Origin of the sequence: Paracandidimonas lactea (assembly GCF_021653995.1) — a bacterium.
Classification (GTDB): Bacteria; Pseudomonadota; Gammaproteobacteria; order Burkholderiales; family Burkholderiaceae_B; genus Allopusillimonas; species Allopusillimonas lactea.
Genome location: NZ_JAJJOZ010000006.1, coordinates 172,258 through 193,474 on the forward strand (window position 1 = coordinate 172,258; position 21,217 = coordinate 193,474).

18 protein-coding genes are annotated in these 21,217 nt (G+C 61.5%); 9 read left to right on the forward strand and 9 right to left on the reverse strand.

The window, feature by feature from the left end; all coding sequences use genetic code 11:
• Nucleotides 1–2 precede the first annotated feature (2 nt).
• From cobN to LOL23_RS12465, 3 genes are read left to right on the forward strand one after another with little or no spacing between them, the layout of a single operon-like run.
• On the forward strand, nucleotides 3–3,950 hold the full coding sequence (gene cobN, locus LOL23_RS12455; RefSeq protein WP_237173678.1) for a cobaltochelatase subunit CobN: 3,948 nt from the start codon (nucleotides 3–5) through the stop codon (nucleotides 3,948–3,950).
• A 27-nt stretch (nucleotides 3,951–3,977) separates the two neighbouring features.
• The gene (locus LOL23_RS12460) at nucleotides 3,978–4,445 is read left to right on the forward strand and encodes a MotA/TolQ/ExbB proton channel family protein (protein WP_160980945.1); all 468 of its coding nucleotides are present in this window, start codon (nucleotides 3,978–3,980) and stop codon (nucleotides 4,443–4,445) included.
• Complete coding sequence (locus LOL23_RS12465) at nucleotides 4,445–4,801, forward strand: DUF2149 domain-containing protein (protein WP_160980943.1); 357 nt, start codon at nucleotides 4,445–4,447, stop codon at nucleotides 4,799–4,801. Before LOL23_RS12460 ends, LOL23_RS12465 begins: the two co-directional genes overlap by 1 nt.
• Before the next feature lie 31 nt (nucleotides 4,802–4,832).
• On the opposite strand, the gene LOL23_RS12470 is transcribed toward LOL23_RS12465, so the two are convergent.
• Nucleotides 4,833–5,060 carry a hypothetical protein gene (locus LOL23_RS12470; RefSeq protein ID WP_160980941.1) on the reverse strand — a complete coding sequence of 76 codons (228 nt, stop codon included), beginning with the start codon at nucleotides 5,058–5,060 and terminating at the stop codon, nucleotides 4,833–4,835.
• 213 nt (nucleotides 5,061–5,273) lie between these two features.
• Between LOL23_RS12470 and LOL23_RS12475 the strand changes: the two genes are divergently transcribed.
• The 4 genes from LOL23_RS12475 to LOL23_RS12490 are packed head-to-tail and all read left to right on the forward strand — an operon-like array spanning nucleotide 5,274 to nucleotide 8,737.
• Nucleotides 5,274–6,038, forward strand: coding sequence for a GntR family transcriptional regulator (locus LOL23_RS12475; protein ID WP_160980939.1), 765 nt, complete (start codon nucleotides 5,274–5,276; stop codon nucleotides 6,036–6,038).
• Nucleotides 6,039–6,065: 27 nt separating this feature from the next.
• Nucleotides 6,066–7,049: a Bug family tripartite tricarboxylate transporter substrate binding protein gene (locus LOL23_RS12480; RefSeq protein ID WP_160980937.1), complete on the forward strand. Its 984-nt coding sequence runs from the start codon at nucleotides 6,066–6,068 to the stop codon at nucleotides 7,047–7,049.
• 45 nt (nucleotides 7,050–7,094) lie between these two features.
• Entirely contained in the window at nucleotides 7,095–8,336 is a 1,242-nt protein-coding gene (locus LOL23_RS12485) for an aconitase X (RefSeq protein ID WP_237173679.1), read from the forward strand.
• The gene (locus LOL23_RS12490; RefSeq protein ID WP_160980933.1) at nucleotides 8,333–8,737 is read left to right on the forward strand and encodes an aconitase X swivel domain-containing protein; all 405 of its coding nucleotides are present in this window, start codon (nucleotides 8,333–8,335) and stop codon (nucleotides 8,735–8,737) included. The genes LOL23_RS12485 and LOL23_RS12490 overlap by 4 nt, the downstream gene beginning before the upstream one ends.
• A gap of 106 nt (nucleotides 8,738–8,843) precedes the next feature.
• Here LOL23_RS12490 and LOL23_RS12495 read toward each other — a convergent pair whose 3' ends face one another.
• Both LOL23_RS12495 and LOL23_RS12500 read right to left on the reverse strand, forming a co-directional pair.
• The gene (locus tag LOL23_RS12495; protein WP_237173680.1) at nucleotides 8,844–9,215 is read right to left on the reverse strand and encodes a TraR/DksA family transcriptional regulator; all 372 of its coding nucleotides are present in this window, start codon (nucleotides 9,213–9,215) and stop codon (nucleotides 8,844–8,846) included.
• A gap of 95 nt (nucleotides 9,216–9,310) precedes the next feature.
• The gene (locus LOL23_RS12500) at nucleotides 9,311–9,562 is read right to left on the reverse strand and encodes a hypothetical protein (RefSeq protein ID WP_160980931.1); all 252 of its coding nucleotides are present in this window, start codon (nucleotides 9,560–9,562) and stop codon (nucleotides 9,311–9,313) included.
• Between the two features lie 174 nt (nucleotides 9,563–9,736).
• On the opposite strand from LOL23_RS12500, the gene LOL23_RS12505 reads away from it, so the two are divergent.
• On the forward strand, nucleotides 9,737–10,903 hold the full coding sequence (locus tag LOL23_RS12505) for a DSD1 family PLP-dependent enzyme (protein ID WP_237173681.1): 1,167 nt from the start codon (nucleotides 9,737–9,739) through the stop codon (nucleotides 10,901–10,903).
• A 46-nt stretch (nucleotides 10,904–10,949) separates the two neighbouring features.
• Here the strand turns inward: LOL23_RS12505 and LOL23_RS12510 are convergent, their stop codons facing one another.
• Genes LOL23_RS12510 through LOL23_RS12530 form a run of 5 tightly spaced genes read right to left on the reverse strand, consistent with a single transcriptional unit; the run spans nucleotide 10,950 to nucleotide 18,902 of the window.
• Nucleotides 10,950–12,263, reverse strand: a complete 1,314-nt coding sequence (locus tag LOL23_RS12510; RefSeq protein WP_160980927.1) for an NAD(P)/FAD-dependent oxidoreductase — start codon at nucleotides 12,261–12,263, stop codon at nucleotides 10,950–10,952.
• Nucleotides 12,260–13,933, reverse strand: coding sequence for a hydantoinase B/oxoprolinase family protein (locus LOL23_RS12515; RefSeq protein WP_160980925.1), 1,674 nt, complete (start codon nucleotides 13,931–13,933; stop codon nucleotides 12,260–12,262). The genes LOL23_RS12510 and LOL23_RS12515 overlap by 4 nt, the downstream gene beginning before the upstream one ends.
• 6 nt (nucleotides 13,934–13,939) lie before the next feature.
• Complete coding sequence (locus tag LOL23_RS12520) at nucleotides 13,940–16,045, reverse strand: hydantoinase/oxoprolinase family protein (RefSeq protein WP_237173682.1); 2,106 nt, start codon at nucleotides 16,043–16,045, stop codon at nucleotides 13,940–13,942.
• 55 nt (nucleotides 16,046–16,100) lie between these two features.
• A complete protein-coding gene (locus LOL23_RS12525) occupies nucleotides 16,101–17,672 on the reverse strand; it encodes an ABC transporter substrate-binding protein (protein WP_237173683.1) in 1,572 nt (523 codons plus the stop codon).
• A gap of 51 nt (nucleotides 17,673–17,723) precedes the next feature.
• A complete protein-coding gene (locus LOL23_RS12530) occupies nucleotides 17,724–18,902 on the reverse strand; it encodes an NADH:flavin oxidoreductase/NADH oxidase (protein ID WP_160980919.1) in 1,179 nt (392 codons plus the stop codon).
• Between the two features lie 227 nt (nucleotides 18,903–19,129).
• On the opposite strand from LOL23_RS12530, the gene LOL23_RS12535 reads away from it, so the two are divergent.
• On the forward strand, nucleotides 19,130–20,050 hold the full coding sequence (locus LOL23_RS12535; RefSeq protein WP_237173684.1) for a LysR family transcriptional regulator: 921 nt from the start codon (nucleotides 19,130–19,132) through the stop codon (nucleotides 20,048–20,050).
• Between the two features lie 140 nt (nucleotides 20,051–20,190).
• Here the strand turns inward: LOL23_RS12535 and LOL23_RS12540 are convergent, their stop codons facing one another.
• Complete coding sequence (locus LOL23_RS12540; protein WP_160980915.1) at nucleotides 20,191–21,189, reverse strand: tripartite tricarboxylate transporter substrate binding protein; 999 nt, start codon at nucleotides 21,187–21,189, stop codon at nucleotides 20,191–20,193.
• Between the last annotated feature and the right edge of the window lie 28 nt (nucleotides 21,190–21,217).

Sequence of the window (21,217 nt, forward strand, 5' to 3'; positions counted from 1 at the left end):
TCATGCGCTGCATTGCATTGATCATCGCCGCGCTCACTATGCTGCTGGCTGCGGCGCCGGCGCACGCATCGTCGCCAGGCACGCCGCTGACAATTCGCGTACTCACCAGCGGCTTTGTATTGCCGGCCAAGTTTCGGGCGCTGCAGCCGGTAGCCGGGCGTGCGGGTGTGCACCTTGAGCATATCGATGTGGAGGCCGAGGCCGTGAAGCCCGAGCAGTGGCTGTTGGGTGCGGACTTTCTCGTACTCGATGTTCCACGCCCCAGCGACCGCGCCCGTGTCGAAGCCGCGCTGGGCGCAGCCTTGCAGTCATCAAATACACCCTGGCTCGCGATAGGCGGTGGCACGCCAGCCTGGGGTGGGCTCACCAGCAGTCAGGCGCGGCTGCTGATCGGCTATTACGCGGCCGGCGGCGCTGCCAATATGGCCGAGTTCTTCAGGGCAGTTAGTGCGCGGCCAGCGGGAGACGATCTGTTTGCGTTCCCCCCGCCACAGCGTTTACCGGCCGTGGGCTTTTACCACCCTGGCGCGTCGCAGGTTTTCGATACGCTGGGCGCCTATCTTGCCTGGGGCCAGGCGCGCTGGCGAGCGCCCGCTGGGCGTGTCGGCATCGTTATTCATAGCGGGGCGGTTGCAGACATGCAGACGGCGGTCGTCGATGCGCTGGTCGCCCGCATCGAGCAGCAGGGCCTGCTGCCCATTGTGTTCTGGTTCAACGGCGCTGATCCGCGCGGGCTGAGGGCGGTCGCGGAACCTGGTCGCTTCGATGTGCTGATCAACCTTACACATATGGTGAACGGGCAGGCGCGTAAGGCCGAGTTCGCCGAACTCGATATTCCTGTCATCCAGACGGTCGGTTTTCGTAGTGGCGGGCAGCAGGCATGGCGGGATGCCGCGTCGGGCATGCCTGCCCGCACTGCCGCCGTGCTTATGGCGGGCCCCGAAGGCTGGGGCATGATGGATCCGTTGGTGCTGAGCGTTGTCGAAAACGGCGCGCAGCTACCGTTGCCGGGCCAGGTCGACGCGCTGGCGGGCAAGGCCAAGGCGCTCGTCAGCCTGCGCCGCAAACCTGCCGCAGAAAAACAGCTTGCCCTCCTGTTCTGGAATTATCCCGCAGGCGAGAAAAACCTGTCGGCCTCACATCTGAATGTGCCCGCCAGTATCCAGGTCATCACTGCAAAGCTGGCTCAGGCGGGTTATGTGGTAACGGCTGTCGGCGAGCAAGAGATGATCGCTGCCGGCCAGGCCATGTTGGGTGCGCTATATGGTTCAGTGTCGCTGGAAGACCTGCTGGCACGCGATCTGGCAGAAGCCTTCCCGGTGCGGCGCTATACGCACTGGCTGAAAAGCCTGGCGCCGGCCAGGCGCCATGCTTATGCGCATGGCGGCGACCCGGCTGCGCATTGGGCCGTGCGTACCGTGGATGGCGAGCCTTGCTTCATCATCCCGCGCCTTAAGCGCGGCAAGCTGGTGATCATGCCGCAAATGCCACGCGGGCGCACGCCCAGTGCGCACTATCACGATACCAAGGCGCCTCCCGACCATCTGTACATGGCGGCCTACTTGTACGTACGGGAGCACGCGGACGCGATCGTGCACTTAGGCACGCACGGCACACAGGAATGGCTGCCCGGCAAGGATCGCGGGTTGGCCGCTGACGACGATCCCTTCCTGGCCGTGGGCGACGTGCCGGTGTTCTACCCATACATTCAAGACAATGTGGGTGAAGCCCTGCAGGCGCGTCGGCGCGGGCGGGCTGTCACAGTCAGCCACCAGACGCCGCCGTTCGCTCCGTCAGGGCTGTACGACGAGCTGCGCGATATCCATCACCTGGTGCACGAGTACACGCAGCTCGACGAAGGCGCGGCACGCCGCAAAACCGGCGCAGCACTGGCGGAAGCGGCTATTTCGGCCGGTATGGAGGCCGATCTGGGTTGGGCGGCGCAGGATGTGCGCCGGGATATCGACGGTTTCTTGCCTGTCCTGCACGACCATCTGCATGAGCTGGCGCGCACGGCCATGCCGTTGGGCTTGCACACCTTCGGGCAGGCCGCCTCGCCGGCGCATCGGCTTGCAACCATCGTCCAGCAGTTGGGCAAGCCGTTCTACGACGCTGTCGGCGCACAGGCCGACGAACTGTTCGCAACGGATTTCAAGGCATTGGAACAGACGGCGCCTTTCGGGACGCTTCAGGCACATCTGCACCCTGCCGAAACGGAAGCGGGCGGCACCGACGCTGGGCGCCCGGATGCGGGTGCAATGCCGCCGGGGAAGCTGGCCCCCTTTATTGCGCGCGCCCGTGCGCTGGACGCGGCGCTCGCCGCACCCAACGAAATCGAGGCGCTGCTTGCCGGTCTGGAAGGGCGTTTCGTACCGCCAGGGGCGGGCGGGGATCCCGTGCGAAATCTGGATGTGCGCAGCGGCAGAAACCTGTATGCCTTCGAGCCCGATCATCTCCCCACCCGAGCGGCATTCGACGCGGGGCGCGAAGCCTTCGATCAATTGATCCAGGCTTTTCGCGGCGATCATGACGGCGCCTGGCCCGAAAAGCTGGCCTTCAGCCTGTGGTCGTCCGAAGCCGTGCGCCATTTGGGCGTCACCGAGGCACAAGTGCTGCATGCATTAGGCTTGCGCCCTGTGTGGGAACCCAGCGGCCGCGTGCGCGCGCTGGAGATCATTCCCGCGCGCGAGCTTGGACGCCCTCGCGTGGACGTGGTGGTGCAGGTCACCGGGGTGTATCGCGACCAGTCCGATGGCTTCATGCGGCTGCTGGCCGACGCCATTGAGCGCATTGCCGCGCTGGACGAGGCAGGCAACCCCGTTGCTGCCAACAGTGCGCGCATTGCCGCCGCCCTGGGTGCGCAAGGCATGGACGCCGGGCAGGCCGCCGAGCTCGCCCGGTTGCGCATCTTCGGCAACGCACCGGGTGCTTATGGTACCGGTGTGCCCGATCTCGCCTTGCGCTCCACCGAATGGCAGGACGATGCGGAGCTGGCCAAACGCTTTCTGGATAGCGCGCAGTTTGGGTTCGGCGTGCGGCATTGGGGCGTTGCACCCCAGGCCGCAAACCTTTTTGCGGAGCAACTGAAAGGCGCACAGGCGGCGGTTCTGGCGCGATCTTCCAATCTGCACGGGGTGTTGTCCAGCGACCATCCGTTCGAGTTCCTGGGCGGGCTGTCAGCGGCCATACGCCATGTCAGCGGCGAACGTGCGGCGCTGTATGTATCGGATCTGCGCAAGGGCACGCCCGCCACAGCAACGCTGTCGCGATTTCTGTCGAACGAACTGCGCGTGCGGTATCTGAATCCCCATTGGATACAAGGCATGCAGGCGGAGGGCTATGCCGGCACCTTGACCATGCTGAACACCGCCAACAATCTGTTCGGCTGGCAGGTGATGGATCCCGCAACCGTGCGCAGCGATCAATGGCAGGCCATGTTCGATGTTTATGTAGACGACAAGCGGAAGCTGGACATGAACGCCTATTTCGAACGGCACAATCCTACCGCGCAGGCTCAGATCATTGAACGCATGGCCGAGGCGATACGGAAAGGTTATTGGGATGCGCCCGCCGAAACGCGCCAGCGGCTTGCGGCGCGTTGGCGAGAACTCGAAACCGAGCACGGTGTGAACACCGGTGCGCAGATCACCAAAGACAGCATCGCCGCGATGGCGGCAGGGTACGGCATGGCGGCGCCGGATATGCCGGCGTCTTCGGCGGATGCCGCGGATGCGCCGGCGTTGATCGAGCCCGACCATCCTGCGGACGCTGCCGAGGACGGCTCCGCGGCCAAGCAGGTTCAGGGCCTGGCGCTAGAGCCTGTAGCTCAATCAGCCGAAGCCGCCGATACTGGGCAGACGCTGGCGCTGCTGCTTGGCCTGCTGGGCCTGGCAGTGCTGGGCGGCTGCCTGCAATGGCGCGGCAATACGCTGCGCGCGCCGATTCGATGAACCATCATTATCAAGCGTGAGAGAACAATGCATGAATTTGAAGCGGGTCTTTACGACCTTTCCCACCTTTTCCTATTTCCTGTGCAGCTGCTGATCGCTGCTTCGCTTGCATATGCCAGCGTTGCCCTAGGTATGTTTCTGGTAGAGCTTTTCCAGCGCGCGCGCGGCAGTTACTGCCCTATGCTGGCAATCACGCCGGCTGTGCAAAGCCCCGATCTGGAGCTGCGCATCATGAAAAAGCTGGAAGGGCTGCGCATCGTGTCGCGCACCTCGCCCATGCTGGGGTTGGTCGCCACCATGATCCCGATGGGGCCAGCCCTGCTGGCGCTGGGCGAAGGCCGTGCGGCGGCCGTTGGCGAAAACCTCGTCGTCGCGTTTTCCGCAGTCATCCTTGCGCTGGTCAGCGCCAGCATCACCTATTTCATCCTCATCATTCGCCGGCGTTGGCTGCTGGAAGAGCTGCGCGCGGCGGAACGCAGCGGGAGCCAGCCCTGATGCGCTTTCTAGACCACGAAGACGCCGACGACCCCATTCTTTCCGTCGTCAACCTGATCGATCTCTTTCTTGTCGTTATCGGCATACTGATGATCGTCATCGCCACCAACCCGCTCAATCCCTACTCGTCCGCCAAAGTCACCGTCATCGAAAACCCCGGTGAACCCGATATGCGCATCACCATCAAAGAAGGCCGGGAGCTCACCCGTTACGAAGCCAGCGGGCAGATCGGCCAGGGCCACGGGACACGCGCCGGCACCACCTACCGGCTGGACGACGGGCGGATGATCTATGTGCCCGAAAGCAAAAAGGAAAAAGGAGATGGGAAGCCGGCCCGAACCGGGGATGGTGCCTAGCCGACCCCCATGGAACCCATGCACAAGCGGGTTACGCGAGGTGGCCCGCCAGAACATCCGCTCGTCCCGCTGCGACCGCGCGGCAAGCGTCTGTGTCCGCGCGGATTACATCGCCGTCGATGACGGGGGAGAACAGTGCCCGTCCATATGGATTCTGCTTGAGGGCTTCGAGTACTGCGGGTGCGCGCTGGGCGTCGAGCAACGCTTGAACAGGCACACGCCCTTGTTGGAGTTGGATGCTGGGCGTGCCGTCTTCCATATTCTTCGTCTCCCGCCGATTGTGTAATGCGGGGATTCTACCGAAAGCCGCAGACCCGAGAGACGGGAGGGCACGGCCCTCTGCCCATGAGGGGCGCCATGCATCAGTGTCTGCGCATCGATACATTCGAGCTGAGGAAAACGGGACTTTCTCACTTGTATTGACTTATGTTAATGCAAGAAATAGAATTTGCCGTTCGCAAGGAATCCGCACATGAGCACAACCCTGAACCGAAACGCGCAGAAGGCGCTTTATCTGCAGTTGGCTGAGAAGCTAATGGACGACATCGCGTCCAAGCGGCTGCTGCCTTTGGAGAAGCTGCCGTCCGAATACGAACTGACCCAGCTTTTCGACGTCAGCCGCGTCACGGTCAGGCAAGCGCTGCGCCTGTTGGCCGATCGTGGGCTGGTAGTCAGCCGCCAGGGCAAAGGTGTTTTTGTTTCGGGGCCCCAGGTCAGCCAGGATCTGAACGCGCTGCGCGGCTTCTATGACAGCCTGATCGCCCAAGGCCACACACCCGAAACAGAGGTGATCGATTTCACCCTGTCGGGTGCCGCGAACCCAAACCGCGAGACCCTGTTTCGCGGCTATAGCGAGGTGGCGGCGTTTACGCGTGTCTATCGCGTCAGCGATGCGGTTGTCGCAGTCGCGGAAGCAGCTGTTTCGTGCTTTGGCAAAACAATATCCAGGCAGATGATCGAGACGTATCCCGTTTATACGCTGCTGCATGACGTTATACACCGCAAGGTCGAGCGCGCCACAACGTCTATTCGCGCCGCCCAGGCGCCGCCCCGCATCGCCGAGCTCATGGGTTTGGGCGACGAAAGCATGGCACTGCAAATGGATCGAACGTCGTTCGACAGCGACGGCATTGTTCTGGAACAGACACGCTTCCATATCCAGCCCGAGATTTTTGCGTTTGAGTTGAACGTATCGGGCCCGATGCAAATCGCTCCATCGCTACGCAAGGTGGAGTAACCAACCTCTGAGAGGAGACTCAACGCAATGCGCACACTACAACACATCAAGCGCGTCGTCCTGTCTGCCGCTTTCGCGGCACCGTTTTTCATATCCCCCTGTGCCAGTGCCGCTTACCCCGAACAGGCCGTCAAGATTATCGTCGGGTTTCCCGCTGGCGGCGCAACCGATGTCATCGCCCGCATTCTGGGGGCCGAGTTGTCAAAGATATGGGGCCAGACCGTCGTGGTGGAAAACCGTACGGGGGCGGGCGGCAATATCGCAGCCGGTTACGTGGCGAAGGCGAATGGCGATGGCTATACGCTGCTAATGGGCTCACCGGCCGAAACAGTCGTCAATCCCCTTCTGTATCCCGAGATGCAGTACAACGCGCAGAAGGATCTGGCGCCTGTGTCTCAGGCCGGCAGTGCGCCATTGCTGCTGGTTGCCCACCCTTCCGTTCCCGCCACCGATGCACAGGGGCTGATTCACTACATCAAGCAGAACAACGGAAAAGTCTCTTATGCCTCGTCCGGAACGGGCGGCCCCCAGCACCTGGCGGGGGAACTGTTCAAGCTGATGACGCAAACAAATGTCCTGCATGTGCCTTATAAGGGCGGCGCACCGGCAATTACCGATCTGGTTGGCGGCCAGGTGCAGATTTTTTTCGCGGGGCTGCCGCCCGCCCTGCCGTTCGTCAAATCCGGCAAGGCGAAAGCGCTGGCGGTTACCACCCAATCCAGATCCGAACTCGTGCCCGATATTCCATCGTTGGATGAAAGTGGCCTTAAAGGCTTCGATATCCAAAATTGGCAGGGCATCTTTGCGCCCGCAGGCACATCGCGGGCCATCATCGGGAAGATCTCAGCAGATATCCGCACCGCCCTCAGCGGCGAGGCAGTCAAAGCATCACTCGCGAATCAGGGCATCTCGGCGGCACCCAGCAGCCCCGAGGGCTTCAAGCTGTTTGTCGACAACGAACGCCGTAAATACGCCGACATCATCAAAGCGGCACATGTCTCAGTTAAATAAGTGTCAGGACGCAGCGTGCTCCGGCAAGGAGCCACAAGGATAAGCATGAAACTGAACCAGGAAGAGCTCGCCATGCTCAATGGCGAAAAAGGCAAAGCGGTGCAGGAGGCAATCAAGTTCCAGATAGAGGTCGGGAAGTTCTTCAATGCCGAACGCTTTGTGCCGATCACCAACGCGCATGTCATGGGCGACATTGAAGTCATGGGCGACGGCGGTTTGGACATGATGACGCGCATCGCTGAAGAGGGCGCGAAATGCGCCGTGCCGTCCACCAGCAACGCGCGCTGTATGCATTTCAGCGACGAGCCTGCCTTGCTGCCCGACGAGGCCGAGGAAAACAAGGAACGCAAGCTGGTGATTCAGTTGCGCAAGATGGATATCAATACTACGGACACCTGCATCAACTATCAGACCGTGTATCAGCCCAAGCTGGGCGAGCACGTGGCCTGGGGAGATACCGGCACCGTCATCTACGCCAATTCGGTGTTCGGGGCACGCACCAACTTCGAAGCGGGGAAATCCAGTTTCGCGGCCGCGCTGACCGGCCGCACCCCCGCTTACGGTTTTCATCTGGACGAGATGCGGCGCGGAAACATACTGGTCAATGTAGATGCGCCAATGGAGGACCTGGCGGATTGGGGCTCGTTAGGGAAAATCGTCGGCCACCCCAATCAAGACTATTTCGCCGTGCCCGTGTTCGATGGCATTAAGGTTACGCCGCCGCCCGATGCGCTCAAGCATCTGGGGGCGTCCCTTGCCAGCTATGGTTCCATGGCCATGTTCCATATGGTCGGCGTCACCCCCGAAGCGCCCACCGCCGAGCAGGCGCTGGGCGGAAACACGCCGCGCAGCATCATCACCGTTAGCGAGAAAGACATTCAAGACGTCTACGATGCCTATCGCTATGTCGATGCGCGCAAGAACATCGTCGTGTTTTCGGGGCCGCAGCAATCGCTCTTTGAGATGCAGACGCTGGCGAAACTGTTCGAGGGGCGCACCGTGGCGCCCGATATGACGGTGGTGGTTACCACCAACCACGCAGTCTATAGCGACGCCAAACGGCTGGGGTATGTTGATACCCTGGAGAAGGCCGGCGTAACGCTGCTCCAGGGTGTCTGCTTCTATATCCTGCAGCGTCTTACGCAGATCAGGGAGGAAAACGAATGGGCTAACCTGGTTTCCAACTCCGCCAAGATCGTCAACACCATCACCGCCCATCGATTCAACACGGTACTGCGCCGCACCGCCGAGTGCGTTGACATTGCCTGTACGGGAGACCTGAAGTGAGCACTATCGTACATGTGGACCGCGCATGGGGCCCCACCGTGACCGGCCAGGTTCTCGTCATGCGCGAGGGTTTCAGCCCTCGCTACGATCTGGATCGTGTGACCGGCATTATTTCCCGCATTGGTCATAGCGTCGAAGGCGAGTCGGTCAAGGGGAAAATCCTGGTGATCCCAACCTCAAAAGGCGGTGTAGCCGGCGGCTGGGCGTTCTTCGACCTGCTGCACAAAGGCATTGCACCGCTGGCGCTCGTGTTCGGAAAGCTCAACCCCGTTATGGTGCAGGGTGCGGTGCTGGCCAATATGCCCATCACAGAGGGCTGGGACAAAGACCTTGTGCAGCTGCTCAAGACAGGAGACACGATCACGATTGATCCGGAAGGCAGGCGGATCAGTGTTGCCTAGCGGGGTGCCAAGGCTGGCGCAACGCCGCTAAAAGCAAACCGAAAAGGGCGGCGCTGCGTGGTGAGCCCATGTGGGCCGGGCTAGCACGACGGAAGCCGGCGCTGCGTCAATGCCGTCCGGCTTCATGCTGGCTTTGACAGGCTGTGCAGCGAATCGCGGTAGGCAGGGCGAACAGGCGCTCGCGGGCGATGGGCTGGCCGCAGGTGATGCATAAGCCATACAGGCCTTCCTGCATGCGGGCCTGGGCGGCTTCAATCTGTGCGAGGGTTTGCAGATCGAGTTTCAGTTCTCCATGGCGAACTTCATGCAGCCGCAGCTCTTCGGCTTCGTCGGCCATTGGGCCGACGTCCTGGTCGCCATCTGCCTGGTCCTGCGCGAACTCTGCGTTCGCTGCATCGACTTCGGCCTGTGCCTGCCGCTTGAGTGCGGCAAGCTGGTTTGCCAATGCCTGGAGATCCGCTTTGGAAAGATGACCCATACAATCCTCGCATTCGAGTTGATGACTGCACAACCTCTATTGTAGAACCCAAGTCGCGTCAGGTGTCGTGGCGGTATCCGAACGGTTGAGTTGGATCAACGCGGCGTATTGCCGCCCGGCGGCCGTTGATGGCAGGTTTGATGCCATACAGGATTAGGCGTGCCCTGTGCGGCGAATTGCTGCGCCCGGCGTGGCGCGCGCCAGACGCCGCCGCCGATGCCAGCCTGCGGTTGGACAGCGTACCAGAACCATCGCCCGTCTTCATCCTGCGCCAGCCAGTTCCACCCTGGCGGTGCGTCAGACCAATCCGGGGCGGCCGGCGTTGCGAAGGTGTCGGTAACATTCATGCGGAAAGTTTACCGCGTCGCGGATAAAATCCGACGAGACCTCTGGTTCGCCGGCGTTTTCTGTCGGCAGCCATTGTCCGCAGCGATTGTTGGCGGCCAGCGCCTCTTGCCGGTGCATAACGATGCCGGCGGGCCGTGGGCCACCATAAAACATAACGATTATCGGAGACGGCTATGGAAAACAGGAAACAGGACGAGGAAAACGGCGCGGTAGCCTGCGCGGCATTGGCGTTGGCGCCGATTGCCCGCGTGGGCGATCCCATTACCGCGATTGATACGCCCGCACTCGTTCTGGACATGGACGCCTTCGAGGCGAACGTGCAAACGATGCAGGCATGGGCCGCGCGGCATGGCGTTGCGCTGCGGCCGCATGCCAAGGCGCACCGCTGCCCGGAGCTTTCGCGGCGCCAGCTTGCGGCAGGCGCGGTGGGTGTCTGCTGCCAAAAAGTGTCCGAGGTCATCCCGTTTATTGCGGCTGGTGTGCAAGACATCCACGTCAGCAATGAAGTCGTGGGCGCCGACAAGCTGGCGTTGTTGACCCGTCTGGCCGGGCAGGCTCGAATCACGGTATGCGTCGATCACCCTGACGCCGCGCGCGCATTGTCGGAAGCGCTGGCCCAGCAGGGTAACACCATGGGTGTCCTGGTTGAAGTCGATATCGGGCAACGACGCTGCGGGCTGCAGACGCCGGAGGGGCTGGTTGCGCTTGCACGCCTCGTCCAAGATCTGCCCCAGATACATTTCGCGGGTATACAGGCATACCAAGGGGGGCTGCAGCATATCCGCGGCGTCGAATCGCGCAGGGCATCCTGGCAGGATGCCTTGGCGCGCGTACGCGCCTATCTGGCGGCGCTCGAACAGGCCGGCATCGCCTGCCCCATTGTGACGGGCGGCGGCACCGGCTCCGCCGTGTTCGACGTGGCCAGCGGCGTCTTCACCGAGATTCAGCCAGGCACCTATGCCTTCATGGATGCCGACTACGGTGCGATCGGCTGGACCGATGCGCTGTCGTTTCGCAACAGCCTGTTTCTGCTGGCCACGGTGATGAGCCTTCCTTCGGAGGATCGTGCAGTGGTTGATGCCGGTCTGAAGTCCACGACGGCCGAAAGCGGCATGCCGGGTGTAGCCGGCCGCCCTGGCGTACGCTGCGTCGCCGTCAACGACGAACACAGCATGCTGCAGATCGACGAAGGTGCGCAGGGCCCCGCGCTGGGCGACAAAATCCGCTTGATTCCGGGCCATTGCGACCCCACCTTCAATCTGCATGACAGCGTCGTTGCCGTGCGGAACGGGCGCGTGGAAGCCGTATGGCCGATCAGCGCGCGGGGGATGAGTCGCTGATTCAAAATCAGCCTCCACATCCAGTGTTCGTTACAGTGCCCGCAACTCAGCCTTTCAGCGTGTCCAATAGCTTGTAGTACGCGATCATGGCATGCACGCCGACCATGTGAAATGCATGCAAGGGGATGCGTTTGAGCGGTGTCGCCGGATAGGGCAGCCCTTCGATCGAGCCGTGGATGCAGGCGCTGGCGAGTATTTTCCCCATCATGGTGCCCAGTGCCACGCCGCGGCCGTTATAGCCCAGGGCCGTAAACACGTTGGGCGCAAGTTGGTGTAGATGTGGGACGTGATCCGCTGTCATGGCGACACGTCCCGCCCATCGATAGGGGAACTCTACATTCTGAAGGACGGGGTACAGGCGCCGTGCCATGGCGGTAAGGCGTTGAGCGTCCTGGCTGGTCGGGCGGGCGCGGAAGGGGCCTCGTGTGCCGAATATGAATCGGCCGCTTGCGTCGCGGCGAAAGTAACTGACCAGATTGCGCATATCGGCGACAGCAGGCACACCCGCCAGCACGCCGCGCCTCAACGGCTCGGTCAGCGGTTCGGTGGCGATCTGCATGGAGTAAACCGGTACGAGCGATTCGCGCAGCCCGGGCCAGAGTCCGGTCGTATAGCCGTTGGTGGCGATAAGCAGCATATCGCAGAGCACGGAGCCGTGGTCGGTGTCCACCTGCCATAGCGGCCCCTCGCGGCTGATCCGCGTGGCAGGAGAGTATGAATATAGCTGTGCGCCAGCGGCATGGGCCGCGCGCGCCAGGCCTTGTGCGTAGCTCAGTGGCTGCACGGTTCCCGCATTATTGAAGTACAGGCCCGTATGGTATTGCGGTGTGCCCGTCGCGGCCGCGAGGCGCGCCGCATTCCAGAGTTCGACGGGTGCGCCCCGAGACTGCCACTGACGAAATCGGGCCTCCAGTGTTGATGCACCGCTCCGCGTGTCGGCAACCTGTACCCAGCCTTGCTCGGGCTCGCATTGGATGTCGTAGCGGCGGATGTAATCGAAGACCGTGTCGGCGGTCGCGCCGATCATGCGAAGCATGGTTTGCCCCAATGTATCGCCATAGCTTGCGATCAGCCGGTCGGGGTCGTATTTGAACGCAGGGATTACCTGGCCGCCATTGCGGCCGGATGCGCCAAAGCCCGGTTCTCGAGCGTCCAGCACAATCGTGTCGCGCTGGTTTTCGGCCAGTGTGATTGCGGCCGACAGACCTGTGTAGCCGCCGCCGATTATCGCCACATGAGCGCGCTTGCGGCCACGCAGTGTCGGAAAGCTGCAATGCTCGGTCGAAGTGGCCTGCCATAGCGACGTCCGGAAGCTGTCGTGTTCGTCGCTCACAAACGCGGGAGGCGTGCTTGTCATCATGGCTGCGGATCGGCTGCATAGCCGTTCAGTGTGTCCCATTGCCGCATATCGGGCGTGCGGCGTGAAACGGGGCCCCAGCCGCCGCCGCCGGCGCTTTCCAGGCGAATGATGTCGCCGCGCTTGACCGGCAGGGCAATCTCCTTGGTGCTGAGCGGCCGGGTCGCCCCGTCGGCCGTCTGAAGGCTGGATCTTGCCGGCCTTCCACTGCCCCCCCCTTGGGCTCCCCAGGGTGCTGTGTCGGAACCACCCTGCTGAAAGAATACGCTCACGATCAGGTTATCGCACAGCAGCTCGTATTCTCTGCGCATGGCCAGGCCACCCCGCGATTGCCCCTGACCGCCGGAATCCGCGATCAGCTCCGAGCGTCGCACGCGGACGGGGCTGATGGTTTCCAGGATCTCCGCCGACAATACGCCACAGTTTCCGCCATGGGTATCCACGGCGGACAGGCCATCGCCACCCGCGTGACCTCCCATGCCACCGCCGATGATGTCGTGGACGATGAAGTAGCGCGGCTTGCCATTTTGCGCCAAGGTGGCCTTGCGCGTGTCCAGCCCGCCGGCACGAAACGTCGGAAATGAAATATGACATCCCGCCGCCGTGTGGTCGGGCAGCACATCCGCCATGGCTTTCAGCACGGATTCGGCAACGGCTTGTTGCGCGAAATGCCGGTTGCCCACCGCGGCGGGGCGCCACGGGTTCAGGAATGAGCCCTCGGGCACCTCAATGTCGACAGCGCGGTTGCAGCCACCGTTCGCGGGTGTATCCATCCCCGTCATGCAGCGCAGCGCATAAAGCGTCATGGAGTAGGTTGATGCCAAAGGGCAGTTCAAGGCGTTGCGGCGCTGTGCATCGCTGCCGGTGTAATCAACGCGTATCCGGTCTCCCTGTACGGTAACCGCAACCTGGATGTTGATTGGCGTTGGTCCGGATACATCGTCTTCGATCAAAATGCTTGCGTTGTACACGCCATCGGGTATGCGGCTGATGGCGTTGCGCATGAAGCGCTCCCCGTAGTCGAGAATCTCATTCATCAGATGGCTGAATCGATCCGCGCCGTACTTGGCCACCAGAGCGTGCAGCCGCTTTTCCCCCGTGCGGCAACCCGCGATCTGGGCGATCAGGTCGCCTGAGCATGCCCGTGGGTTGCGCACATTGCCGGATATGAAACGAAACACGGTGTCGTTCTGTATGCCTTCCTTGACCAGATGCATTGGCGTGAAAATCAGCCCCTCCGCAAAAACCTCGAGGTTATCCGGGGCCGTCGTGCTAGGCAGCTTGCCGCCGATGTCCACGTGGTGCGCGACCGTGGCGGTGATGGCGACAATCTGGCCTTCATGGAACACGGGGCTCATCAGCACGATATCCGGCGTGTGGGTGCAGCCCCGGTAAGGGTCGTTGCAGATCAGCACGTCGCCCTGGCGCCATGTGTGCAGGGGGATTTCTTTGGTGATGCCCAGGAACGCGTACGAAAGAACCCCGAGCTGCGCTGGGATGGTTTCCGCCTGGGCGAGCAGCTCGCCCTGAGGCGACAGCAGGGCACAGGAGTAATCCAGCATGTCCCAAATGATGGGCGAAAACGCCGACCTGCGAAGCGATGCCGACATTTCTTCCGCGATGGAGATGAGCTGGTACTGAAATACGTCGCGATCAATGATGTTGCCAAGCATGTGGTGTCAGCCTTGTGTGGAGTGTCTGGAAACGCGCAGCAATCCGCCTGCGTCTGTATAGCCGTGCTGTCCGGGCAGCAGAAGGATGGTTGTATCGGCCTGCGTAATGACAGCTGGGCCGTCGATGCGCTGATTCAACCCTAGCGTGTGGCGGGCATAGATTTCCGCATTGCAATAGCCCATTTCCGGGCCCAGGTATAGCCGGCGATGGGTCAGGGGCATTCCCGCGCAGGCGGGCGGTTTGCGTTCTTCTGTATCGGGGCGATCTATCATGCCGACGGCTTCCAGTCGAACATTGACGACTTCGCAAGGCATGGTGATATCTGAAAATCCATATGCCTGCTCATGCTGCCGCACAAAGCGCCGCACCATGTCCTCGCTGTTCCAGGAAGACGCTTGGCCCGCAACGGGTGCGGCCATGGACGTGGATGCGGCAGGCATGGCAGAGGGGTTGGGCGTGATGGGCACAACCAGTTCATGTACTTGCCCGATATGCCGCATGTCTGCCGAAAACTGGAAGATCCGGCGGTCGGTGGGCACACCGTCGCGGTCAAATGCCGCTTCGGCCTGGCGCGTCAGTGCATCGAGAGCCGATTGGATGTCTGCGGCGTCAATGTTGTCGATCTCGCGGGCGTAGGCACTCTGGAAGTGATACTTGATGTCGCTGAGCAACAGCCCCGACGCTGAGAAAACGCCCGGGCGCGCGGGGATCACGATCTCGCGCATATCCAGTTCCTCCATCAGAAAGGGTGCGAAGAGCGAACCCGCACCGCCGAAGGACAACAGCGAAAAGGCGCGGACATCGAAACCCTTCTCGACAGAAAGACTGCGTATGGCCTGCGCCATCTGGGCGTTGGCGATTGCGACCATGCCGAAGGCGGCTTCCTCCACCGATATGCCGAGTTTGTCCGCAATCTCCGTTTTGATGGCGGTGCCGGCTCGCTCTTGGTCCAGCGCAAGCCCATTGGGCAAACGCATGTCCTTATCAAGCAGGCCCATCACCAAGGCTGCGTCGCTCAGTGTGGGAAGTGTGCCGCCCTGGCCATAGCATGCGGGCCCCGGCACTGAACCCGCCGACTCGGGGCCCACGCGGATAGCGCCGCCCAGATCCACGCTGCCTATGGAGCCGCCACCCGCGGAAATGGTGGAGATGTCCAGCGCGTTCATCCGTATGATCTCGCCCGCCACGTTTCGCTCTGTGGCGGTCATGGCGCGTCCCTCCGCAATCAGCGAGAAGTCTGCCGATGTGCCGCCCATATCGAAGGTAATGATGTTGGGAATATGGTTGCGCTGACTAATCGACAGCGCTGCGACAACCCCGCCCGCAGGCCCGGACAGCAGCATGTTGATGGGTTGCCGGCGCGCGGTTTCAGTCGTGGCAACCCCACCATCGCTGCGCATGAGCAGCAGGGGGGCGGTCATGCCTATGCGCGGCAGCGCGGCCTGCAGATCCAGTAGATAGCGGTCCACGATGGGGCCGACGTACGCGGAGGTGACGGTGGTGTTGGTGCGGGGATACTCCTGCGCTTGCGGATTGATGGCTGAACTTTTGTACACCGTCAGCTCGGGGCGCAGTGCATGTATGGCGGCGGCCAGGCGATCCTCATGCGCAGGATTCAAATGACTGAACAGGAAGCTGATGGCCACCGCCTCGGGCTCCAGGGCGCAGATCCGCCGCGCCGCAGCGGTGGCCTGTGCATCGGACAGCTCGCGGACGACTTGTCCGAAGGCATCCATGCGCTCGTCCACTTCCACGACCTGCGCGCGTGGCGCAAGTGGGACCGGCTTGCCGTGCTTGAGCGAATAAGGAAAGGGGCGGCGCTGCGTGCCGATTTCAAGTACATCGCTGAAGCCTTGCGTGGTGGCCAGGATGACGCGGGCTCCTGAGCGTGTGAGCCACGCGTTGGTCGCGATGGTGAAGCCATGCACAAACACGTCGATGTCCGCAGGCAGGATGCCCGCCTTTTCCGAGATGTGTTGAATGCCGCTGATAATCGCCTGGCTGGAGCCTGGCGTCGACAAAACCTTGTCCGCGTAGATACGGTTTTGTCTTCCGTCGGCCAGAATTATGTCTGTAAACGTGCCGCCAACATCCGCAGAGATCGAGATCATGCTTTACTTCCTGCTTCGGGTCAGATAATCGTAATGGCTGAAAATACGGGTGCCGCTAGGCATGGTGGATCTGGTCATAGGGTGCTAGGCCGCCGAACACGCCAACGGGTATGTTTGCGAGCTTCTTGTTGTAGACCGTCATATAGATGCCTTCATTGGTCCAGACAAAGGGCAGGTCGGTGGTGACCTGCCGCTGGAATTCCCGGTAGATTGCCTTGCGCGCTTCCAGATCCGCTTCAGAGGCGGCCTGGCGCAGCCACGCATCGACTTTTTCGTTGACATAGCCTTCGGTGTTGGTCCAAACCTGCTGCTTGATGTTCGAAGACAGGAACGACCTGTCCACACCGACCACCGGGTCGGACCAATTGAATGTGGAGTTCATGGTCATCTGGTAATCCCAGGCGCCGATGCGTTTGGCCCAGCTTGCAAAGTCGGCACTTTTGCGCAGGGAGATGTCCAGCCCGATCTTGCGCAACTGGGGTTTCAGATAATCGGCCACCAGTATCGTGCTGTCCGGCTCGAAGGTGGGTATGTCTAGTGTGAAGCGCGCCCGTATGCCTTGTGCATCCGGGCGCAGGCCCGCCTGGTCGAGCAGAGTTTTGGCCTTTTCCAGATCGTAGCCATAGAGGGTGACGGCTTCTTCGTCGTAGTAGGCGTTGTGGCTGTGGAAGGGGCCATGCAGGGGATTTGACATGCCGCGATGCAGGCGTTCGGTAATGAACTGCTTATCGATGGCATGCGCGATGGCCTGCCTGACCCGGAGGTCGTCCAGCGGCTTGACGCGCAGGTTGAACTCCAGATAGTTCACGGGCCCGATTGCGCTGTAGCCTTCAGGGGTAACGATCAGGTCTTTGTTCGACTTGAGCCGAATGAGATCTGACACGCGAAGAAAGGAGAATGGCAGATAATCTATCTCTCCTTTTTCCAGCATCAGCGTTTTATTCAGGGAGTCCTCGCTCAGGCTGAAGGCGAGTTGCTCGAAGTACGGTTTGCCTCGGAAAAAGTTGTCGGCGCGCACCATGCGCAACTGATTCGAACGCTGCCACTCGACAAACTTGTATGGCCCTGAGCCGACAGGGTTGTCGTTTGCCGGGTTCTCGCGCAACGGGCCTGCATGTGGGCCGTACACGTGCTCTGGAAGAATAGGGGTCAGCGGCGGCGTCAGCAGGCTGAACAGGCCGGTGAACGGTCGCTTCAGCCGTATTTCCACCGTACGCGGATCGGGCGCGGCCACGCTGTCCAGTATCGCCTTGTAGGTGACGGACATCAACGGGTGATGCTCTTTGACCGCGTTGATGGAGAAGACGATGTCTTTGGCAGTAACAGGCCGCCCATCATGGAAACTCGCGTTATCGACAAGAGAGAAGCGATACAGGCGCCCATCGCTGGAAACCTCCCATGACTTCGCCAGGTAGGGTACCGGCTTGAAATGGCCGTCCATCAGCACCAGTCCGGCAAAAAGCTGTGAACCCGGCATGGCTGTTACGTTTCCCGACTGTACGGCGGGGTTCAGCGTGCGTGGATTCTGGCATCCGACGGTAAGAAGGGCCTTGGATGACGCCGCCGGGGCGGCAAGTGTCAGGCCAGGTAGAGATGCCGCCGCGGCCAGGCTTGCGGCTTGGCCCATAAACGTTCTTCTGCTGCAATGCATATCGATAGCTCCTTGTTGGCTATGTGATTACGAATGCTCGGAGGTTTGCTGCGTGAGGAGCGCCTGACTGCGGGCGCGGCGATAGAGCCACCAGCCGTACTGCGGTGGCCAAACGTGGTTATAGAATTCAGGGCCGCCCAACGCGACCGCTGCCTGTAACGGCCAATGCGGGTTGTAGAGCGCCTCCCTGGCCAACATCACCAGATCGGCCTGCTCATTCTCAAGTATGTGTTCCGCCTGCGCGGGCTCGGTGATCAAGCCGACCGCCATGGTGGGCAGGCCGGGGTTTTCCTTGCGGACCCTTTCCGCATAGGAAACCTGGAACATCGGCGGGCGCGCGGTAACCTGCGCCGTGGAAAATCGCCCGATCCCGCCTGAAGAACAATCGATAAGGTCGACGCCGCACCGGCGCAGTTCGGCAGCAAGAACAACGGTGTCTTCGATCGTCCAGCCGTCGCGCTCCGCGCCGTCCACGCACGACAAGCGGAAGAAAAGAGGCTTGTGATCGGGCCAGTTGCGCCGGCAGGCGCGCGCGATCTCCAGCGCCAGGCGCATCCGGCCGGGGCGGTCGCCGCCGTAGCGGCCGTCCATGTCGTTGCCTAGCGGAGAATAAAAGGAGTGAATCAGATAGCCATGCGCCGCGTGCACTTCCAGGATATCGAAATCGGCCTGCGCACACCGCCGCGCGGCGGATGCAAATGCTTCCACAATGGCAGGGATCTCATCCTCTCGGATCTTTGCGGGAGGCAGCCAGCCGGGGTTCTTCAGCACGGCCGATGGCGCGATAGGTGTCCAGGGATGTTCGCCCTTGGCAAACTGCGTCGGCCCCAGCATGCCGTACCCTTCCCAGGGGCGCTGGCGGCAGGCTTTGGGGCCTGTATGCAGCAACTGTGCCGCAGGCGATGCGCCGAGTGCGCGCAGGCTGCCTGCAAGACGACGAAGGTTAGGCACGAACTCATCCGACCAGACCCCCAGGTCGCCATAAGTATTGCGGCCGCGCTGCTCAACACACAGGCCTTCCGTAAACACGGTCCCGAAGCCGCCGACGGCATACTTCGCCAGATGCTGGAAATGCCAGTCCGTCAGATGGCCGTTCTCGCCAACATACATCTGCATTGGGCCGAGAACCAAACGATTCTTGAGACGGATATCCCGCAGGCGCAGCGGTTCGAATAATCTCGGGGAAGGCAATTCTGCCTGGTACATGGGGGATTCCTCTGGTAGCATCAAATCAGCAGGGCCGTTCAAATACCGCATTCCTGTGCGCGGTTTTTAATGCCTGTTGTTGATGCTCAGTCTAGGAATCGCGCACACCCCAGTCCAATCGTCATTTCTGATTGTGCGGATCACCATTCCTGATGTTGACGCGTTGCTCGCCAAGACGCGCTGCGATCGGGTCGTGGCCCGCGTTCGATGGTCACCAACGCAACGCCATGCAATTCAGTCAAATCAAAACCTTTGTTACGGTTGCCCGCCTCGGCCATCTCACCAAAGCGGCGGGGCTGTTGAATCTCACGCAGCCCGCTGTGAGCGGGCAATTGAAAAGCCTGGAAGACGAGCTGAACGTGAAGCTGCTTGATCGGACGCCAGGCGGAATGGTTCCGACGCAAGCTGGCCGCGCATTGCTGCCGCGAGCAGAGAAAATCCTGGCCTCGATCGACGAATTCCGCATCGCCGCAGAGACGCTTCAGTCCACGCTATCGGGGCAACTGCGCATCGGTGTCATCATGATTGATCCCGACTACTTGCGGTTGGGGCAGATCATAGCGCGGATGACTGCCCTGCATGCGGATGTTGGGGTGGATCTGGAGGTGTGCGGGGTGCAGCGATGCATTGCCGGTGTGGAAAATGGCACCCTGGACGGTGCTTTCTTTGCCGGGGAGAGCCCGCACGGGATCCTTGATGTATTGAAACTGGTGACGCTTCAGTATCGTATCGTTGCGCCGGCTTCGTGGGCGCACCTGCTCGAGAACGTGAGCTGGAGCAACCTCGGTTTGATGCCCTGGATACGCGCACCCAAGCCGAGCGCACACCACGCAATGGTTGCGGGCATCTTTCGCCATGCAAGCATCGAGCCGATGCGCATCCTCGAGGTCGACCATGAGTCGGTCATTATGTCCTTGGTGCGGGCAGGCGTGGGGCTAAGCGTAATAAGAGAGGATCTGGCCCGCTCCGCCGCCGCGCGCGGGGAGGTCATCGTCTGTGAGTTCGCGCAGGCCGTGCCGTTGCCGCTTTCCTTCATATTTCGCGGCGACAAGCGGCACGATCCTTGCCTGAAGGCCTGGGTCAATGTTTTGCAGGCTGTGTGGGCGGGCGATATGGCAGCCCGACAAGATGTCATCCCAGTCGGGTAAGCGCCGGCTACGCTCGGGATTCTTCTGAACTGATTAGCCCCGCTGTCAAAGCCCCCCGCAAGCAGGGCCGCCAGGTTGAGAAACGGATGTCCCGGGCGCGCGTAGGGCTGGGATGCGCGCCTGGGTGTTCTGCCGTTCGCTTACTTCTGAAGCGACAGCCCCGTCTCTTTTACGAACTTGTCCCAGCGCTTATATTGCTCGACCGCATACCGGTCTACCGTCGGCCCGTCAGTGGCCATTACTTCGAAGCCCAGGTCGGTGAGCCTCTTCTTGACGGATGGGTCGTTCAGCGCTGCCTGGAAGCCTTTGGTCAGAGTGTTGGCGATCTCGTCGGGGATGCCCGCAGGCGCAAAAATACCAATCCAGGAATAGGCTTCAAAATTGGGATAGCCCGACTCCTGCACAGTAGGTACGTTCGGTAGATCGGGCAGGCGCTTGGCACCCGTGACGGCGAGCGGCTTGATGTCGCCCGACGCGATATGCGATTTTTGCGCCGCGTAACTCAGAAAAGTGATATTGGAGACATTGCCCAACAACGCCTGGATGACGGGGCCCCCGCCGCCGTACGGAATATGCAGCAGGCTGATGCCGGCGTCGCGTTTCAGGTCTTCGGCCGCAAGGTGGTTGAGCGAGCCGGCGCCGGTGGATGCGTAGTTGTACTTGTCGGGCGCTTTTTTCACCTCGGCAATAAACTCTTTGAGATTGTTGCCCGGGGTGTTCTTGGATGCGCCGATGACCAGCGGGAAGCGCAGCGCAAAGGTGATGCCCCGGAAATCCTTGAAGGTATCGTAGGGTAGGGGGCGGATAATGGGGTTGATGGAATGGCTGTCGAAGCTGACCAGCAGCGTGTTGCCGTCGGGCCGCGAGCGCGCCACGTACTGACTCGCAACCTGTGTGGCCGCGCCGGGCTTGTTTTCGACAATGACGTTGCGGTTCAGCACTTCGGCCAGTTTGGGCTGGATAATGCGCGATGCGATATCTGTGCTGCCGCCGGGCGGGAAAGGCACCACGAGCTTGATGGGCGGCTCGTCCGCCGCCGCGGCCGACGGGGCCAACGCGGCGGCGAGCGCCAACAGGCTGCCTGCGGCCGCATGTAGCAGCCCGGTGTGCGCACGGCGCGCGGTATATGTGAAGTGCATGGTTTGTCTCCTCCTGTTTTTATCTGGG

What these genes read in the sequence shown, in the direction of transcription:
- cobN (WP_237173678.1), top strand. Translation starts at nt 3, where the DNA reads ATGCGCTGCATTGCATTGATCATCGCCGCGCTCACTATGCTGCTGGCT.
- LOL23_RS12460 (WP_160980945.1), top strand. Translation starts at nt 3,978, where the DNA reads ATGCATGAATTTGAAGCGGGTCTTTACGACCTTTCCCACCTTTTCCTA.
- LOL23_RS12465 (WP_160980943.1), top strand. Translation starts at nt 4,445, where the DNA reads ATGCGCTTTCTAGACCACGAAGACGCCGACGACCCCATTCTTTCCGTC.
- LOL23_RS12470 (WP_160980941.1), bottom strand. Translation starts at nt 5,060, where the DNA reads ATGGAAGACGGCACGCCCAGCATCCAACTCCAACAAGGGCGTGTGCCT.
- LOL23_RS12475 (WP_160980939.1), top strand. Translation starts at nt 5,274, where the DNA reads ATGAGCACAACCCTGAACCGAAACGCGCAGAAGGCGCTTTATCTGCAG.
- LOL23_RS12480 (WP_160980937.1), top strand. Translation starts at nt 6,066, where the DNA reads ATGCGCACACTACAACACATCAAGCGCGTCGTCCTGTCTGCCGCTTTC.
- LOL23_RS12485 (WP_237173679.1), top strand. Translation starts at nt 7,095, where the DNA reads ATGAAACTGAACCAGGAAGAGCTCGCCATGCTCAATGGCGAAAAAGGC.
- LOL23_RS12495 (WP_237173680.1), bottom strand. Translation starts at nt 9,215, where the DNA reads ATGGGTCATCTTTCCAAAGCGGATCTCCAGGCATTGGCAAACCAGCTT.
- LOL23_RS12500 (WP_160980931.1), bottom strand. Translation starts at nt 9,562, where the DNA reads ATGAATGTTACCGACACCTTCGCAACGCCGGCCGCCCCGGATTGGTCT.
- LOL23_RS12505 (WP_237173681.1), top strand. Translation starts at nt 9,737, where the DNA reads ATGGAAAACAGGAAACAGGACGAGGAAAACGGCGCGGTAGCCTGCGCG.
- LOL23_RS12510 (WP_160980927.1), bottom strand. Translation starts at nt 12,263, where the DNA reads ATGATGACAAGCACGCCTCCCGCGTTTGTGAGCGACGAACACGACAGC.
- LOL23_RS12515 (WP_160980925.1), bottom strand. Translation starts at nt 13,933, where the DNA reads ATGCTTGGCAACATCATTGATCGCGACGTATTTCAGTACCAGCTCATC.
- LOL23_RS12520 (WP_237173682.1), bottom strand. Translation starts at nt 16,045, where the DNA reads ATGATCTCGATCTCTGCGGATGTTGGCGGCACGTTTACAGACATAATT.
- LOL23_RS12525 (WP_237173683.1), bottom strand. Translation starts at nt 17,672, where the DNA reads ATGGGCCAAGCCGCAAGCCTGGCCGCGGCGGCATCTCTACCTGGCCTG.
- LOL23_RS12530 (WP_160980919.1), bottom strand. Translation starts at nt 18,902, where the DNA reads ATGTACCAGGCAGAATTGCCTTCCCCGAGATTATTCGAACCGCTGCGC.
- LOL23_RS12535 (WP_237173684.1), top strand. Translation starts at nt 19,130, where the DNA reads ATGCAATTCAGTCAAATCAAAACCTTTGTTACGGTTGCCCGCCTCGGC.
- LOL23_RS12540 (WP_160980915.1), bottom strand. Translation starts at nt 21,189, where the DNA reads ATGCACTTCACATATACCGCGCGCCGTGCGCACACCGGGCTGCTACAT.